Origin of the sequence: Pseudomonas sp. B21-009 (assembly GCF_024749345.1) — a bacterium.
Taxonomy (GTDB): Bacteria; Pseudomonadota; Gammaproteobacteria; order Pseudomonadales; family Pseudomonadaceae; genus Aquipseudomonas.
Window position 1 is genome coordinate 3584117 of the sequence record NZ_CP087199.1, and the last position, 15831, is coordinate 3599947.

General features: G+C 63.7%; 16 protein-coding genes and 1 tRNA gene. 6 read left to right on the forward strand and 11 right to left on the reverse strand.

Annotated elements, in window-relative coordinates:
- Positions 1-82: 82 nt before the first annotated feature.
- From LOY34_RS16260 to LOY34_RS16270, 3 genes are all read left to right on the forward strand, one after another.
- Positions 83-2500, forward strand: coding sequence for a glucose/quinate/shikimate family membrane-bound PQQ-dependent dehydrogenase (locus tag LOY34_RS16260; protein ID WP_258663547.1), 2418 nt, complete (start codon positions 83-85; stop codon positions 2498-2500).
- 103 nt (positions 2501-2603) lie between these two features.
- Positions 2604-3869: a carbohydrate porin gene (locus tag LOY34_RS16265; protein WP_195884502.1), complete on the forward strand. Its 1266-nt coding sequence runs from the start codon at positions 2604-2606 to the stop codon at positions 3867-3869.
- Positions 3870-3958: 89 nt separating this feature from the next.
- Positions 3959-4390: an MAPEG family protein gene (locus LOY34_RS16270; protein WP_195884503.1), complete on the forward strand. Its 432-nt coding sequence runs from the start codon at positions 3959-3961 to the stop codon at positions 4388-4390.
- 49 nt (positions 4391-4439) lie between these two features.
- On the opposite strand, the gene LOY34_RS16275 is transcribed toward LOY34_RS16270, so the two are convergent.
- The 4 genes from LOY34_RS16275 to LOY34_RS16290 all read right to left on the reverse strand — a co-directional run bounded on the left by LOY34_RS16275 (position 4440) and on the right by LOY34_RS16290 (position 7883).
- Positions 4440-4514, reverse strand: a tRNA-Gln gene (locus tag LOY34_RS16275).
- Between the two features lie 270 nt (positions 4515-4784).
- A complete protein-coding gene (locus tag LOY34_RS16280) occupies positions 4785-6020 on the reverse strand; it encodes a saccharopine dehydrogenase family protein (protein WP_045194188.1) in 1236 nt (411 codons plus the stop codon).
- Positions 6021-6047: 27 nt separating this feature from the next.
- On the reverse strand, positions 6048-7145 hold the full coding sequence (gene nspC, locus LOY34_RS16285) for a carboxynorspermidine decarboxylase (protein WP_045195650.1): 1098 nt from the start codon (positions 7143-7145) through the stop codon (positions 6048-6050).
- Between the two features lie 114 nt (positions 7146-7259).
- Positions 7260-7883 carry a LysE family translocator gene (locus tag LOY34_RS16290; RefSeq protein ID WP_045194190.1) on the reverse strand — a complete coding sequence of 208 codons (624 nt, stop codon included), beginning with the start codon at positions 7881-7883 and terminating at the stop codon, positions 7260-7262.
- Between the two features lie 154 nt (positions 7884-8037).
- Between LOY34_RS16290 and LOY34_RS16295 the strand changes: the two genes are divergently transcribed.
- The 3 genes from LOY34_RS16295 to LOY34_RS16305 all read left to right on the forward strand — a co-directional run bounded on the left by LOY34_RS16295 (position 8038) and on the right by LOY34_RS16305 (position 10052).
- Entirely contained in the window at positions 8038-8490 is a 453-nt protein-coding gene (locus LOY34_RS16295; RefSeq protein WP_195884504.1) for an Lrp/AsnC family transcriptional regulator, read from the forward strand.
- Between the two features lie 77 nt (positions 8491-8567).
- On the forward strand, positions 8568-9404 hold the full coding sequence (locus LOY34_RS16300) for an AraC family transcriptional regulator (RefSeq protein WP_195884505.1): 837 nt from the start codon (positions 8568-8570) through the stop codon (positions 9402-9404).
- 51 nt (positions 9405-9455) lie between these two features.
- Positions 9456-10052, forward strand: coding sequence for a LysE family translocator (locus LOY34_RS16305; protein ID WP_093387475.1), 597 nt, complete (start codon positions 9456-9458; stop codon positions 10050-10052).
- 33 nt (positions 10053-10085) lie between these two features.
- Here LOY34_RS16305 and gltS read toward each other — a convergent pair whose 3' ends face one another.
- From gltS to LOY34_RS16340, 7 genes are all read right to left on the reverse strand, one after another.
- Positions 10086-11294, reverse strand: a complete 1209-nt coding sequence (gene gltS / locus LOY34_RS16310; RefSeq protein WP_093381397.1) for a sodium/glutamate symporter — start codon at positions 11292-11294, stop codon at positions 10086-10088.
- A gap of 43 nt (positions 11295-11337) precedes the next feature.
- Positions 11338-12276: a formimidoylglutamase gene (hutG, locus tag LOY34_RS16315; RefSeq protein ID WP_195884506.1), complete on the reverse strand. Its 939-nt coding sequence runs from the start codon at positions 12274-12276 to the stop codon at positions 11338-11340.
- A gap of 18 nt (positions 12277-12294) precedes the next feature.
- Positions 12295-13020, reverse strand: a complete 726-nt coding sequence (locus LOY34_RS16320) for an IclR family transcriptional regulator (protein ID WP_038995818.1) — start codon at positions 13018-13020, stop codon at positions 12295-12297.
- A gap of 78 nt (positions 13021-13098) precedes the next feature.
- Entirely contained in the window at positions 13099-14007 is a 909-nt protein-coding gene (locus LOY34_RS16325) for a LysR family transcriptional regulator (RefSeq protein ID WP_195884507.1), read from the reverse strand.
- Positions 14007-14318 (reverse strand): NIPSNAP family protein, encoded by a 312-nt coding sequence (locus LOY34_RS16330; protein WP_038995821.1) that lies wholly within the window; start codon positions 14316-14318, stop codon positions 14007-14009. Before LOY34_RS16330 ends, LOY34_RS16325 begins: the two co-directional genes overlap by 1 nt.
- A gap of 60 nt (positions 14319-14378) precedes the next feature.
- Positions 14379-15038: an HD domain-containing protein gene (locus tag LOY34_RS16335; RefSeq protein WP_045195652.1), complete on the reverse strand. Its 660-nt coding sequence runs from the start codon at positions 15036-15038 to the stop codon at positions 14379-14381.
- A 112-nt stretch (positions 15039-15150) separates the two neighbouring features.
- Positions 15151-15723 (reverse strand): TetR/AcrR family transcriptional regulator, encoded by a 573-nt coding sequence (locus LOY34_RS16340; protein WP_045194206.1) that lies wholly within the window; start codon positions 15721-15723, stop codon positions 15151-15153.
- Between the last annotated feature and the right edge of the window lie 108 nt (positions 15724-15831).

A 15831-nucleotide genomic window follows, 5' to 3' on the forward strand; every position in this document is an offset into this window, starting at 1 on the left:
TTGCCGAATTATGTACCAACTTGTTAATTAGCTTGCTAAGGGTATAACATTCGGCCACTCCCCCCTTCGAGTTCTTTTCGATATGACGCACTCACCGCGCGCCAACGGCGCCTCAACATTCATCCTGGTTGGCCTGGGCGTGATCATCGCCCTGCTCGGCCTTGCGCTCGCCGCCGGTGGCGTGAAGCTGGTCAGCCTCGGTGGTTCCTGGTACTTCCTGCTCGGCGGCCTGCTGATGGCGCTTTCCGGGCTGCTGATCGCCCGCCGCAAGCTGGCCGGCGCCTGGTTGTTCGCCGCCTTTTTGGTGGCTACCGCGATCTGGGCTGTGGCCGATGTCGGCCTGGTGTTCTGGCCGCTGTTCTCGCGCCTGTTCATGTTCGCCGCGATGGGCCTGGCGGTGACGCTGGTGTACCCGCTGCTCAAGCGTGCCGCCGGCGCCACGCCAGGCCGTGGTGCCTATGGCCTGGCCGCAGTGCTGGCAATCGCCCTGGCGGTGGCGGCCGGCAATATGTTCGTCGCCCACCCAAGCGTTGCCCCCACCGGTGACGGCCCGGGCCTGACTGCGGTCGACCCGGCCAACGCGCAAAAAGACTGGGCCCATTACGGCAACAGCGAAGGCGGCAGCCGCTTCGCTGCCCTGGACCAGATCAACCGCAGCAACGTCGACAAACTGAAAGTGGCCTGGACCTACCACACCGGTGACGTCGCCATCAGCGATGGCAACGGTGCCGAAGACCAGCTGACGCCGCTGCAGGTTGGCAACAAGGTGTTCATCTGCACCCCGCACAACAACCTGATCGCCCTCGATGCCGACACCGGCAAAGAGCTGTGGAAGAATCCGATCAACGCCAAGTCGGCCGTCTGGCAGCGTTGCCGCGGCATGGCCTATTTCGATGCCAGCGCGCCGATCGCCCAACCGACCCAGCCCAACAGCTCGCCGATCATCGCCGCCAGCGTGCCGGCCGGTGCCAACTGCCAGCGCCGCCTGCTGACCAACACCATTGACGCCCGCCTGATCGCGGTCGACGCCGACACCGGTGAGTTCTGCCAGGGCTTTGGCAACAATGGCCAGGTCGACCTCAAGGCCGGCCTGGGCAATGTCCCGGACGCGTTCTACCAATTGTCCTCGGCGCCGCTGATGGCCGGCACCACGGTGGTGGTCGGCGGCCGGGTTGCCGACAACGTCCAGACCGACATGCCAGGCGGCGTGATCCGCGGCTTTGACGTGATCAGCGGGCAGATGCGCTGGGCCTTCGACCCGGGCAACCCGCAAGATCGCAATGCGCCGACTGGCGACAACACCTACGTGCGCAGCACCCCCAACAGCTGGGCACCGATGTCCTATGACCCGGCGATGAACACCCTGTTCCTGCCGATGGGCAGCTCGTCCACCGACATCTATGGCGTCGAACGTACCGAGCTGAACCACAAGTACGGCGCTTCGGTGCTGGCCCTGGACGCGACCAGCGGCGAAGAGAAGTGGGTGTACCAGACCGTGCACAACGACCTCTGGGACTTTGACCTGCCGATGCAGCCAAGCCTGATCGACTTCACCAAGGCCGACGGTCAGTCGGTGCCGGCGCTGGTCATCGGCACCAAGGCCGGGCAGATCTACGTGCTCGACCGCGCCAGCGGCAAGCCGCTGACCGAAGTAGTCGAGACCCCGGTCAAACCGGGCAACATCCCCGGCGAGCCGTACTCGCCGACCCAGCCTAAATCGGTGGGCATGCCGCAGATCGGCGCCCAGCAACTGACCGAGTCGGACATGTGGGGCGCCACCCCGTATGACCAACTGCTGTGCCGCATCGACTTCAAGAAGATGCGCTACGACGGCCTGTACACCGCGCCGGGCACCGACCTGTCGCTGAGCTTCCCGGGCTCGCTGGGCGGCATGAACTGGGGCAGTATCTCCACCGACCCGGTGCATGGTTTTATCTTCGTCAACGACATGCGCCTGGGCCTGTGGATTCAGATGATCCCGTCGCAGAACAAAGGCCAGGCCGCCTCCGGGGGTGAAGCGCTGAACACCGGCATGGGCGCGGTACCGCTCAAGGGCACGCCGTATGCGGTGAACAAGAACCGCTTCCTGTCGGTGGCCGGCATTCCGTGCCAGGCGCCGCCCTTCGGCACCCTCACTGCCATCGACATGAAGACCCGCAAGGTTGCCTGGCAAGTGCCGGTCGGCACCGTCGAAGACACCGGCCCACTGGGCATCCGCATGCACCTGCCGATCAAGGTTGGCCTGCCGACCCTCGGCGGCACCCTGTCGACCCAGGGCGGCCTGGTGTTTATCGCCGGCACCCAGGACTTCTACCTGCGCGCGTTCAACAGCGCCAACGGTGAAGAAGTGTGGAAAGCCCGCCTGCCGGTCGGCAGCCAGGGCGGCCCGATGACCTATGTGTCGCCGAAAACCGGCAAGCAGTACGTGGTCATCACCGCCGGTGGTGCGCGTCAGTCGACGGACCGTGGCGACTATGTAATGGCCTACGCGCTGCCGTAAATCGCATCGCCCCCATCGCGGGTCAAGCCCGCTCCCACAGAAGCTGTGGGAGCGGGCTTGACCCGCGATGGGACTTTTACCGAACTCCCAGGAATACCCCGCAATGCCCCGCGCTTCTCGCATCACCCCTGCCCTGCTCCTGGCCCTGGCCAGCACCACGGCCCTGGCCGACGACCTGATGACCCGCAACACCCTGACCGGCGACTGGGGCGGCCTGCGCCATCAGCTCGACGAACAGGGCATCAAGTTCACTGGCGACTACAGCGGCGAAACTGCCTATAACGCCGATGGCGGCCTGCACCGCTCGGCGCGTTACTCGCAGAACCTCAAGCTGGGCGTGCAGTTCGACCTGGGCAAGCTGTACGGCCTGGACAACGGCGGCAAAGTCCAGCTGACGATCAACGACCGCCGCGGCAACAGCGCCTCCGAAGACCTGGTGGGCAACCGCCTGCCGATCCAGGAAAACTACGGCGGCCTCTACACCCGCCTGACTGAACTGAGCTACGAGCGCAGCCTGTTCACCCCGGCGCTGAACCTCAAGCTCGGCTACATGGCCATGGGCAACGACCTCGGAGGCCTCGACAGCGGCATCCTCTGCAACTTCATGAACGCCGGTTTCTGCGGCCATCCGCTGAACATGTCCGGCGGCAGCGGCTGGACCAACTACCCCAACGCGCACCTGGGCGTGCGGGTCAAATACGACCTGTCGCCGGCCTGGCAACTGCGCGTGGCGGCGTTCAACGTCGACCCCGAAAGCAACGGCAACTCCAGCCGCGCCTGGCACCTGGGCCCCAAGCACACCACCGGCACCGTGGTTCCGGTGGAGCTGGTGTACAAGCTGGCCGGCGAACTGCCGGGTGAGTACAAGCTCGGTTACTACTACGACAGCTCCGATGTGAAACGCATTGGCAGCGACAAAGAGGTGTCCGGCCGCAGCGGCCATTACCTGCTGGTGGACCAGGCCGTCTGGGCCTCGCAGAGCTCCGAGGGCCGCAGCCTGCATGCCTTCGGCCAGTACTCGGCCGCCAGCGCCGCCGCCTCGCCATTCAGCAAGTGGTATGGCGCAGGCGTGGTGCTGTACAAGCCGTTCGAAGGCCGCCCGCGTGACACGCTTGCCTTCGGCTATGGCCGCGCCGTGCCCAACCCGCGCAGCCGTGATGTGCAGCAAGACGCCGCCGTGGCCGCAGGGGTTGCCTACCCCAACCTGGACAGCGCCGAGCAGTTGGTTGAGCTGAGCTACGGCTACCAGGCCACCCCGTGGCTGACCCTGCGCCCGGATGTGCAATACATCATCGAGCCGGGGGCGTTTTCCGCTGACAACATCGACAACGCGCTGGTGTTCGGCCTGCAGGTCAAAGCCACGTTCTGAGCCTTGCTGACACCGGTGAGCGCCGGTTGGTCTATACGCGCCCGGGCAATCCGGGCGATGATCGCGCTCCCGGTTTTCAAGGATTGAAGATGAATACGCTGCTTTCCATCTACGCGCTGTGCGTGGTCGTGCTGTTTGTGAAGATGCTGGCGATCTCCTGCTACCAGGGTTTCTATCGCATCAGCCGCCTGACCTTCAAGAACCCCGAAGACGCCGGCCTGGTCGGCCGCCCGCCGAGCGCCGAGGAACTGCCGCAGGTCGCCCGTGCGACTCAGGCCTGGGCCAACGATCTGGAGAACATACCGCTGTTTTTCGTGCTCGGCGCGCTGTGCCTGGTGTTCAACCCGCCGCTCATGCTCACGGCCGGGCTGATGCTGTTGTTCACCGTCGCCCGCCTGCTGCACACAGTGTGCTTTCTGGCCCGCTGGCAACCGTGGCGCACGATCGCCTACGCCGTGGCAATCGTCTGCCTGTTGGCGATGGCGGCGCTGGTCAGCATGGGCGCCCTGCGGCATTTCTGATCGGGCTTGCCAGGAAGTTCTTAAGTATTGGGAACTTGCAACGAGAAAATGGCAGGGGCGGCTGGATTCGAACCAACGCATGGCAGGATCAAAACCTGCTGCCTTACCGCTTGGCGACGCCCCTGTAGCTGTAGCGATGAGTGCCTGGCACTCGCTTGCGATGATGCAGCGTGGTGCAACCTGAGAAGTTGCGGGCCTGCGCTGCCAGCCGGTGAAGGCCGTTGCAAGAATGGCCGGCAATTTAACAAACTTGATTGCATCTGGGAAGCCCCCAGGCAAACAAATTGTTGTTAAAACAGCCACTTACTCTGAATCGAGGCGCCAGACCGGCGCCTCGACCGTTCACCGGCTACGCCCGACAAGGCGCAACCGGTGTTTTACCGCCGCAAGAAACTCAGTTCCACGGACGGTCGCCGTTCTCGTCTTTGACCCGAGTCGGCAGGCCCATCACATCCAGCGCCTTGAGGAACGGCTCGGCTGGCAGCTCCTCGACGTTGACCATGCGCTGCACGTCCCACTCGCCACGGGCAACCAGCAGCGCTGCTGCTACGGGTGGTACGCCTGCGGTGTAGGAAATACCCTGGCTGTCGGTTTCGGCGTAGGCCTCTTCGTGGTCCGCTACGTTGTAGATGAACACTTCGCGCGGCTGGCCGTCCTTGGTGCCCTTGACCAGGTCGCCGATACAGGTCTTGCCGGTGTAACCCGGAGCCAGCGAGGCAGGATCCGGCAGCACGGCCTTGACCACTTTGAGCGGTACCACTTCAAGGCCTTCGGCGGTCTTGACCGGTTGCTCGCTGAGCAGGCCAAGGTTTTTCAGCACGGTGAAGACGTTGATGTAGTGCTCGCCGAAGCTCATCCAGAAACGCACGTTCGGCACGTCGAGGTTCTTCGACAGCGAGTGCACTTCGTCGTGGCCGGTCAGGTACAGGTTCTGCGAGCCGACTACCGGCAGGTCGTCGGTACGCTTGACTTCGAACATGGTGTTGCTGGTCCACTGGCTGTTCTGCCAGCTCCACACCTGCCCGGTGAACTCGCGGAAGTTGATTTCCGGGTCGAAGTTGGTGGCAAAGTACTTGCCATGGGATCCGGCATTGACGTCGAGGATGTCGATCGAATCAATGCTGTCGAAATACTGTTGCTTGGCCAGGGCGGCATAGGCGTTGACCACGCCCGGATCGAAGCCCACGCCAAGAATGGCGGTAACGTTCTTTTGTTGGCACTCTTCGAGGTGTTTCCACTCGTAGTTGCCATACCAGGGCGGCGTCTCGCAGATCTTGCCCGGTTCTTCGTGAATGGCGGTGTCCAGGTAGGCCACGCCAGTATCGATGCAGGCACGCAGCACCGACATGTTGAGGAAAGCAGAACCGACGTTGATGACGATTTGCGATTCGGTTTCGCGGATCAGCGCTTTGGTCGCTTCGACGTCCAGCGCATTCAGCGCGAAGGCCTTGATTTCTGCGGGCTGCTTGAGGCTACCCTTGGCCTTGACGCTGTCGATGATGGCCTGGCATTTGGAGATGTTGCGCGACGCGATAGCAATACGACCGAGTTCGTCGTTGTGCTGCGCGCACTTGTGGGCCACCACCTTGGCGACACCTCCTGCACCAATGATAAGAACGTTCTTCTTCAATTTCTCTTGCTCTCCTTTACTGCCAGCTTACGACAGGCTGGACAAGTAGTCTTCGAAACCAAACTCACGAACCAGCTCGACACTACCGTCGAGTTGTTTCACTACGATGGACGGCATTTTCAGGCCGTTGAACCAGTTTTTCTTGACCATGGTGTAACCCGCTGCGTCAACAAACGACAGCCGATCGCCGATGGCCAGCGGACGATCGAATTGGTATTCGCCGAAAATGTCACCGGCGAGGCAGGATTTGCCGCATACCATGTAGGTGTGTTCGCCCTCGCTTGGCGCCAGCTTGGCGTTCAGACGGTAGATCAGCAGGTCGAGCATGTGCGCTTCGATCGAGCTGTCGACCACCGCCAAGTGCTTGCCGTTGTAGAGGGTGTCGAGCACGGTAACTTCCAGCGAGGCGCTCTGGGTGATCGCCGCTTCGCCCGGCTCCAGGTAAACCTGCACGCCGTACTTCTCGGAGAAGGCTTTCAGGCGCGCGCAGAAGGCGTCGATTGCATAGCCTTCGCCGGTGAAGTGGATACCGCCGCCAAGGCTGACCCACTCGACCTTGTGCAGCAGGTGACCGAAGCGCTCTTCGATGGTGCACAGCATCTGGTCGAACAGGCCGAAGTCGCCGTTCTCACAGTTGTTGTGGAACATGAAACCGGAGATCTTCTCGATGACGGCCTCGACCTTCACCGGGTCCCACTCGCCCAGGCGGCTGAACGGGCGCGCCGGGTCGGCCAACAGGTAGTCGGAGCTGCTCACCTGCGGGTTGACGCGCAGGCCGCGGACCTTGCCTTCAGACTGTTCGGCAAAACGCTCGAGCTGGCCGATGGAGTTGAAGATGATCTTGTCGCAGTTGTCGAGCATCTCTTCGATTTCATCGTCGGCCCAGGCCACGCTGTAGGCGTGGGCTTCGCCGGCGAACTTCTGGCGGCCGAGCTTGAGCTCGTACAGCGACGACGAGGTAGTGCCGTCCATGTACTGCTCCATCAGGTCGAACACCGACCAGGTGGCGAAGCACTTGAGTGCCAGCAGGGCCTTGGCCCCGGACTGCTCGCGCACGTAGGCGATCTTTTCCATGTTGCGCAGCAGCTTGGTTTTGTCGATGAGGTAGTACGGCGTTTTGATCATTTCGAGGCCCCCGGCCAGGCCGGCCAAAAAAAGGACACGCATTGTGCCTTCCCTTGTCTCAAGTCGAAAGAGCAAAAGCGCTTTTCCCTGGATCGGCGGTCAATTTCGGTGCATTCACCCGTGACCGAGCCATTGCTCGAGGAGCAAAACCGCAGCAATCACCACCATCGCCAGCCCCGACACCCGGCTGACCACCTGCGCCGCCGCTGGCCGCGCCTGCAATACCGCCTGGGAGCCAAAGCCCACCAGCAGGTAGACCACCGCGCAACTGCCGGCATGCACCAGGCCCAGGGTGACGATCTGCACCGGCACGGGCCAGGCGGCCATGGCATCGGTGAACTGCGGTAGCAAAGCCAGAAACAGCAGGAACACCTTGGGGTTCAGACCACTGACGCAGACGCCCTTGAACGCCCAGCGTGCCCACGACGCCGACTGCTGCGCCAGCCCGGCCTGCGGCGCTGAAGGATGAACAAGCATGTTGATGCCCAACCACAGCAAGTAACCGCAACCGGCCACAGTCAGCAGGGTCAGGGCCATGGGGTTGCTGGCCACCAGCCCCCCTACCCCGGCGGCGACAATCAGGGTTGCCAGCAGATGGCCGAGCAGCAACCCGGCCACTGCCGGCACCACCACCCGCCCGCGCAACCCGGCGGAAATCGCGTAGGCCCAGTCCGCCCCCGGGGTAATCACCAACAATAACGACACCGCCCAGAACGCGGCCAGCATGTTCAAGGTCATGGCCACAGCTCCGGGTGCTGAATCTGGAATTTTCTTGCCTGCATGCTTGCCTCCGCTCGCTGATCTGACGTTGAGCGGGAGATTAGAGAAAAGCTGATAGGATTATCTTTCTAATATTCCAGAACTAACGGCCAGATCAGAAAGGTTCTTCCCCATGGACAGGATTGACCGCAAGATCCTTGCGCAGCTGCAAAACGACGGGCGCCTGTCGCTGACCGAACTGGCCGACCGGGTGGGCCTGAGCCTGTCGCCCTGTCACCGCCGGGTGCGCGCGCTGGAGCAATCCGGCGTGATTCAGGGCTACCGCGCGCAGTTGGCGCCGGGCGCCCTGGGGCTGAATTTTTCGGCCATGGTCTTCGTGACCTTGCGCGAAGGTGATCGCCAGGCGGTGAGTACCTTCGAAGCGGCGCTGCAGGAGATTGCCCAGATCGTCGAAGCGCAGCGGCTGTTTGGTGATCCGGACTACCTGCTGCAGGTGGTCACCCGCGACCTGCCAGCCTTCCAGCAGTTGTACGACGAGCGACTGTCGGCCCTGCCCAATGTGCAGCGCCTGACCTCGACCCTGGTGATGAAACGGGTGATCGAGAACCGCTCGTTGCCGATGTAAGCTGCGCGCACAATTGTTCTAAACCCCGCCGCATAAACGGGTTATGGTCGTGCATGCCTCACTGCCCGGAGCCCGCCGTGCCCAGCCACAACTGGATCGATCTCGCCCAGGACGCCGACACCGGCATCGAGTCGGTGCGCGCGCATTTCAAAGGCCACGCCTATGACCCGCACTGGCATGACAGTTACCTGATCGGGGTCACCGAGCAAGGCGTGCAGCAGTTTCATTGCCGTCAGTTGCAGCACCTCAGCACCCCGGGCAAGGTGTTCATGCTCGAACCTGGGGAACTGCACGACGGCCATGCGCCAACCGCAGACGGCTTCACCTACTCGATGCTCTACCTTGATCCGCAGTGGCTGGAGCGCGAGCTGCAAGCATTGTTCGAGCAGGCACCAGCGGCTAGTCAGCCCAGCTTTGCCGATACCTTGAGCGCCGACCCGCAGCTGTGCGGGGCCATTGCCCGGGCTTTCCAGGCGCTGCATGGGGGGGAGCTGAAAATGCTCCGGCAGACGGCAATGGACGAGCTGCTCGGCTGCATGACCCGCCACACCCTGTGGCGCAAACGCATCGACCCCGACCCACGCCTTCCGCAGGTGGCGCGCATCGCCCGCGAGTATTTGCACGCCCATTACACCGAGGACATTGGCCTGGTGGAGCTGGCCGAGGCCTGCCAGGTCGATCGCTTTCGCCTCAACCGTGCCTTCAAGAGTGCCTTTGGCCTGGCGCCCCATGCCTACCTGATCCAACTGCGCCTGGCCAAGGCGCGCCGCTGGCTGGCCCGTGGCGACAGCCCGGCAGTGGTCGCCGCCGCACTCGGCTTTGCCGACCAGAGCCACCTGGGCCGCTGGTTTCGCCGCGCCTACCGGCTCACACCTGCCGATTACCGCCGCCGCTGCGCAAAGCTTCCAGACTGAAAGCCCACCAGCCGGGAACATGGGGCTCCCCTGCACTGGAGTCCGATCATGTTGCCCAACCTGCTGCCTTTCGCCCTGTTCGCTTTTGTCGCCAGTATCACGCCTGGGCCGACCAATATCCTGATCCTCGGCCATGGCGCGCGCTTCGGTTTGCGCGCGACCCTGCCGCTGATACTCGGCGCCTGCCTGGCCGCCGCGCTAGTGGTGCTGCTGGTCGGCCTGGGGCTGGGTGAAGTGCTGCTGGCCTACCCGCGAGTGCAGCAACTGATGACTTGGCTCGGCGTGGCCTGGTTGAGCTGGCTGGGCTGGCAATTGCTCAATGCTGGCGCAGCACCGCTGGCCAGCCCCGACAGCCCCCGAGACCTGCGGGCCCGGGACGCGGCGCTGTTGCAGTTGATCAACCCCAAGGTGTGGTTGATGGCGGTCGCGGTGCTCGGGGTTTTCAGCAGCGCCAGCGCGAACCCGTTGCAGGACAGGCTGCAACTGGCGCTCTTGTTTCTGCTCATCGCCCTGCCGTGCATGACCAGTTGGGCGCTGATGGGCGTCGGTAGCGCACGCTTGCTGCGCTCGCCGCAAAAGGCCCGGCGCTTCAATCAGCTGTTGGCGCTGCTGCTGATTGCCTCGGCCTGGCTGGCGGTGCTGGGATAGCCACGGCGGGGCCTTGCGCCCCGCCTCGGGCCATCAACTGAAGGCGTTGATGAACCAGGTAATCAGCGGCAAGGCGACGATGTCGATCAGCACCGCCCCGCACAGCGGCACGATGATGAAGGCCTTGTACGAGAACACCTTGTAGTGGTCGCAGATCGCGCCCATGTTGGCCACCGCGTTCGGCGTCGCGCCCAGGCCATGGCCCATGTAGCCGGCGCACAGTACCGCCGCGTCGTAGTTGCCGCCGAACAGGCGGAACAAGACGAAGATGCACAGCAGCACCATGATCAGCACTTGCACCACCAGGATCACCAGCAGCGGCAGGCCCAGTTGCTCCAGCTCCCAGAACTTCAGGCTCATCATCGCCATGGTCAGGAACATGCCCAGGCTGATGTCGCCCAGGGTGCTGACGGCATTATCGGGAATCTCGATGACCCGTGCGCGGTCGTTGAAGTTGCGCGCCAGGATGGCGACGAACATGGCGCCGACGTACACCGGCAGGACGATGCCCAGGTGCGCCTTCAGCGCATCGCCGATCCAGAAGCCGAGCACCATGATCACCAACATGCAGGTCAGCAAGCGCAGCAGCACCGGCGTATCAATGCTGACAACGGGGGTTTCATTGGCTTTTTCCAGGGCTTGCAGGGCATCGACCTGGTCTGCCTGTACCACCAGTTTCTTGCGTTCGATCAGGTAACGCGCCACCGGGCTGCCGAGCAGGCCACCGGCAACCATGCCGAAGGTCGCCGAGGCCAGCGCAGCTGTAGTGGCGCCGACCGTGCCGAGGCTCTCGGCGATCGGGCCAAAAGCTGCGGCGGCGCCAAAGCCACCTTCCAGCGACACGGCGCCGGCCATGATCCCCAGCAGCGGGTCGATGCCCAAGGCCTTTGCCATGCCCACGCCGACCAGGTTCTGCAGCAGCGCCAGGCCCCAGCAGGCACCCAGGTAGATGAACAGGATCTTGCCGCCCTGGCGCAGCAGGCCAAGGCTGCCGCCCAGGCCGACGGTGGTGAAGAACGCCACCATCAGCGGCGTTTGCATGGCGGTGTCGAGCTTGATGTCCAGCCACTGCTGGTCACGCAGCAGCCATACCACCAGGGCAAAGCCAAAACCGCCGATGACCGGCGCCGGAACACAGAGCTGGCGCAGCCAGTAGCTGTGCTTCTTCAGTTGCGCACCCATCGCCAGCAGCAGGAGCGCCAGGGCGACGGTGGTCAGAGCATCGAGTTGCAGGGTCAGCATGGTTAACACTCTTCTTTTTATAGTTGGATAGGGGTTGTGGATTTCAGTCGACCAGGCTGGCCAGCAGCCGCGCAGCAATGCGCGCGGTGCGTTGGTCCTGGTCAAGACCGGGGTTGAGTTCGGCGATGTCGGCCATGCGCAACTTGCCGCTGGCCTTGGCACGCCGCGCCAGGTGCTCGACCACCATCAGCTCGACGCCATGGGCCGAGGGCGCACTGACGCCGGGCGCCTGGCTGGCCGGCAGGACGTCCAGGCAGAGGGTCAGGTACAGGTGGTCGATGCCGCTGAGAAAGTCATCGACGAAGGTCTCCAGCGCGGCGATATTCCACGGCTGCATCTGCCGGTCGAGGCGGTAACGCACGTTCAGGCGCTGGGCCTGGTCGAACAAGGCCTGGGTGTTGTTCAGCTCGCTGACGCCCAGGCAGCAGTATTCAAAGGCCATGCCGGCCTGCTGGCAGTACTCGGCAATCTGCCGGAACGGCGTGCCGGAGCTGCTCTGGGCGCTGTGGCGCAGGTCGAAGTGGGCATCGAAATTGAGAATGCCGATGCGCGGCTGCGCCTCTTGCTGGCGTAAATGGCCAGCCAGGCCGAGAAAACTGGCATAGGCGATTTCGTGCCCGCCGCCCAGGCCCAACGGCAGATGCCCTTGCCCCAGCAGTTGCGTCACCCGCTTGGCATAGGCCTGCTGGACACCTTCCAGGTCAGTACCGAGGCAGACGAAGTCGCCGCTGTCATAAACCGGGCGCTGGCCACGCCAGGCCAGGTTGGCCAAGGCCTTGCGCAGGGCCGGCGGCCCCTGGCGGGCGCCGCTGCGGCCCTGGTTGCGGATCACCCCTTCGTCACAGGCCAGGCCCACCAGGGCGTTGCCAGCCGGTTGGTCATCAGCCCAGGGCTGCACCCATTGGTGCCAGCGCAGGGCCGCCGTGCCTTCTGCGGCGTCGACGCGGCCCTGCCAGAGCGGCAGTGCGGTAGTGCTGTTCATGCGGGTACTCCAGTAGATTCAGTCCAGCCGCGCACCGATGCGCAGGGCCACGTCGCAGGTCCAGCGGGTCAGGCGCTCGCTGTTCTGCCGGGCGCGAATGGCCGGGGCCATCAGGCTGATTGCGCCATGCAGGCGGTTGCGGCTGTCGAGCACCGGGGCACTGACGCCCCAGATGCCGTCGTCGATTTCACCGAGGCTGATGGCATAGCCCTGGTCACGGATCTGCACGAAGCTCTGGCGGTAACTGTCCAGTGCTTCGGCTTCCAGGCCCTGCTCTTCAAGAATTGCCAGGCTGCGCGCCGGCTCCATGTGCGCCAACAGCACCCGCGCCGACGCGCCGACCCGCAGCGGTTGCGCCAGGCCCTTCTGGTAACAGCAGCGCAGTGGCTGCGGGCTGTCGATCAGTTCGATGCAAATGGCCTGGCCGTTGCTCGGCACCATCAGTGCCACGCTTTCCTGGCTGAGTTCGGCCAGGCGCTTGAGCTCGGGCTTGGCCAGCGACACCAGCAGTGCTTCGCGGTCGAACTTCTTCGCCAGTTGCAGGCAGGCCGGGCCCGGCAGGTAGCGACCATGGCCATTGTCTTCGGCCAGGCCCCAACGCAGCAGGGTCTTCAGGTGCCGATAGGTGCTGCTCAGGGGCTGGTCCAGTTGCAGGCTCAGCTCCTTGGCCGACACGGCCTCGTTGGCCTGGCCGAGGGCGACGAGGATCTGCAGCAGGCGATCGGTGGGCGTGGTGTAGGTCATATGTGCTCCTTGGCGCCATGGTGCACAGTCTTTCTCAATAGGTGAAACTCGATTCCCATTGAGTGGGAAATATCCTACTTATAGCCCCTTGGCCGCCCACTGCAGGCAGCGTGTTTGCAAAAAGCCCTGCAACGCCTTGACCCGCTCGGTCACCTGCGCCCGGTGCGGGCACATCAGGTACACCGGGGCGTGCTCGCCCTGCCAGTCGCCGAACAAGCGCTGCAAACGCCCGGCCGCGACGTCCGCGGCCACGTCCAGCCAGGCCTTGTAGACCACGCCATGCCCGGCCAGGGCCCAGCGCCGGGCCACTTCACCGTCATCGCAGCGGTATTCGCCGTGCACCCGCACTTCGTTCACTTTACTGCCACGCGCAAAGCGCCACAGGTCATAGGGCCGGCCGTTGCGCTGGTAGATCACGCACTGATGGTCAGCCAGCTCCTGGGGCATAGAGGGCGTGCCGTGGCGCGCCAGGTACTCGGGGCTGGCGCAGGCCACGCGGTGGTGATCGAGCAGAATCGGCAAGGCGACCATGTCGGAATCGGCCGGCACGCCAAAACGCAGGGCGACGTCGACTGGTTCGCGGTACAGGTCGCTGGCCTGGTCGTTGAGCAGCAGTTGCAGCTGGACCCGCGGGTATTCGCGCTTGAACGCATCGAGCCAGGCCAGCAGCACGCTGCGGCCAAAGTCAGAGGGCGCCGCCAGTTGCAGCAGGCCGCCCATCTGCAGCGCCTGCTCGCGCAGGGCCTGCTCGCCTTCGGCCAGCGCGCCCAGGGCCAGGCGCACGCTGTCGAGGTAGCGCCGGCCTTCGTCGGTGAGCCGTTGCTGGCGGGTCGAACGGGCAAACAGGCGCACCTGCAGGCGCGTTTCCAGGCGCTTGAGCGCAAGGCTGGCGGCTGCCGGGGTGATGTCGAGGCTGCGCGCGGCGGCAGACAGGCTGCCCTCGTCGGCCACCCGCACGAACAGTTCCAGGTCGAAAAGCGTGCTCATCAGTCCTGCCCGAACACCGGGCGCAAGAACGAGCGCTCATAGCTGAGGATGCAACGGGTGTCCTGGGCGTACTGGAAGGCGGCCAGGCACTCAGGGTCGTTCATCGAGTCCTGGCGGTAGCGTTCGTACGCGGCAAGGCTTGGAAAGGTGAACATCGCCATGGCGATATTGTTGGCACCTTCCGAAGGCAGGAAGTAGCCATGGTGCTGGCCGCCGAAGCGCTCCACCAGCGGGATCCAGAGTTTGCCGTAGTGTTCGAACTCGGCGAGTTTGTAAGGGTCGAGGACGTAGCGCAGGTAGCAGGTGATCATCGGTGGCTCTCGCTGAAGTTGCTCGGCAGCCGAGAATGCACGATTCCAGCGCTGCCCGCATCAGTCTTGAGGGCCGCCAATCTCATCCATGAAACCTTGCACAAACAGCTCAAGCCGCCGATGCCGCTCGGCCGCCAGGCGTGCGCCCTCCCCGGTTTGAAAGCCCGAGGCCAGTTTCAGCAATTTGGTGTGAAAGTGCTCGAGGCTGAACTGGTGATCCAGGTAGTCGCGGCCTGCCGCGCTGGGATTAGTGAAATCGTACAGGGCCGAGCCCATTCGCCCACCGACGTAGAAGCAGCGAGCCACACCGACCATACCGATGGCGTCCAGACGGTCACTGTCCTGAAGGATTTTTGCCTCGAGGGTTTCCGGCGCCAGGCCGGCTGAAAAACTGTGCGTAGCAACGGCATGAGCGACAGCGCTGATGCGCTCGCCGGGCCAGCCAAGATCGGCGAGTATCCGGGCAGCTTTTTCAGCGGACAGGGTCGAGGCCTGGGCGCGCAGCGGCGAGTTCTTTTCGACCGCGACGCAATCGTGCAGCAGCGTGGCGGCCAGCAGGATGGACAGATCGCCGCCCTCCCGGGCCTGAATCCGCCGGGCATTGCTCCAGACCCGGTGGATATGCGTCAGGTCGTGAGAGCCATCGCCGTTGTCCGCCGGCAGGTGCGGCAACAGCAGGTCCGCAAGGGCTTGGCAGGGATGGAAAGGTTGGGTAGTCATCAGCAGTGGCGCCTTGGAACAGGTCATTGAAAATACGCCAGCGATGCCCGTATTGCGACCGCTGCGCGCTCGATCGCGGGCAAGCCGGCTGCCACAGGGACCATAGGCGCCTTCAACCCTTGTGAGTTCCCTGCAATTCGCCCAGGGCCCGCTGGGTCACCGCCTTGAAGTAGCTCATGTCGTCATGGATCCGTGCCAATAGAATCGCCCCTTCGTAATCCGCTACCAATTGCCGCCCTCGGGCCTGCGCCTGTTCATCATCCAGCAGGCCCTGATAGAGCCGGGCAAACGCCTTGGCCCAGGCGGCAAAGAATTCGCGAATCGGCACCATCAGCTCATTCTTGCCGTAACTGGCATCGATGGCCACCACCGCCATCAGGCAGCCGATGGCATCGGCCTCAAACACCCGACCTGCCTTGCGGCCCATTTCCTCCAGACGTTGAACAGGGCTCAGGCTCAAGTCGTCGGCAATACTGAACAGGTGCTTCGCAAGCCCTTCGTGGGTCCAGGCCAGCACGTCGCGCAGCAGCGCTTCCTTGTTCGGGTAGTGATGATAGAAGGACGCCTTGGTCAGGCCGCAGGCCGCCGAAAGCATGTCCATTGTGGTGCCGTGATAGCCGTAGCGCTTGAAGGTGTTGGCGCAGCGCTGCAGCAGTTGGTCTCGGGGAATTTTCAGCGGTCGCACGGCCAGTCCTGCAGTCGATCAATGGCGCTGATTCTATGCCATAAGCCTGGCCAGCTCCACTTGATAGTTACCGAACGTTTGGTTAGCTTCATCAAACCGAACGAACGG

Excerpts from the sequence above, each read along its gene's own strand:
- nspC (WP_045195650.1), bottom strand. The coding sequence starts at position 7,145 with ATGATCAAAACGCCGTACTACCTCATCGACAAAACCAAGCTGCTGCGC.
- LOY34_RS16320 (WP_038995818.1), bottom strand. The coding sequence starts at position 13,020 with ATGACCTACACCACGCCCACCGATCGCCTGCTGCAGATCCTCGTCGCC.
- LOY34_RS16260 (WP_258663547.1), top strand. The coding sequence starts at position 83 with ATGACGCACTCACCGCGCGCCAACGGCGCCTCAACATTCATCCTGGTT.
- LOY34_RS16330 (WP_038995821.1), bottom strand. The coding sequence starts at position 14,318 with ATGATCACCTGCTACCTGCGCTACGTCCTCGACCCTTACAAACTCGCC.
- gltS (WP_093381397.1), bottom strand. The coding sequence starts at position 11,294 with ATGCTGACCCTGCAACTCGATGCTCTGACCACCGTCGCCCTGGCGCTC.
- LOY34_RS16325 (WP_195884507.1), bottom strand. The coding sequence starts at position 14,007 with ATGAGCACGCTTTTCGACCTGGAACTGTTCGTGCGGGTGGCCGACGAG.
- LOY34_RS16295 (WP_195884504.1), top strand. The coding sequence starts at position 8,038 with ATGGACAGGATTGACCGCAAGATCCTTGCGCAGCTGCAAAACGACGGG.
- LOY34_RS16270 (WP_195884503.1), top strand. The coding sequence starts at position 3,959 with ATGAATACGCTGCTTTCCATCTACGCGCTGTGCGTGGTCGTGCTGTTT.
- hutG (WP_195884506.1), bottom strand. The coding sequence starts at position 12,276 with ATGAACAGCACTACCGCACTGCCGCTCTGGCAGGGCCGCGTCGACGCC.
- LOY34_RS16290 (WP_045194190.1), bottom strand. The coding sequence starts at position 7,883 with ATGACCTTGAACATGCTGGCCGCGTTCTGGGCGGTGTCGTTATTGTTG.
- LOY34_RS16265 (WP_195884502.1), top strand. The coding sequence starts at position 2,604 with ATGCCCCGCGCTTCTCGCATCACCCCTGCCCTGCTCCTGGCCCTGGCC.
- LOY34_RS16335 (WP_045195652.1), bottom strand. The coding sequence starts at position 15,038 with ATGACTACCCAACCTTTCCATCCCTGCCAAGCCCTTGCGGACCTGCTG.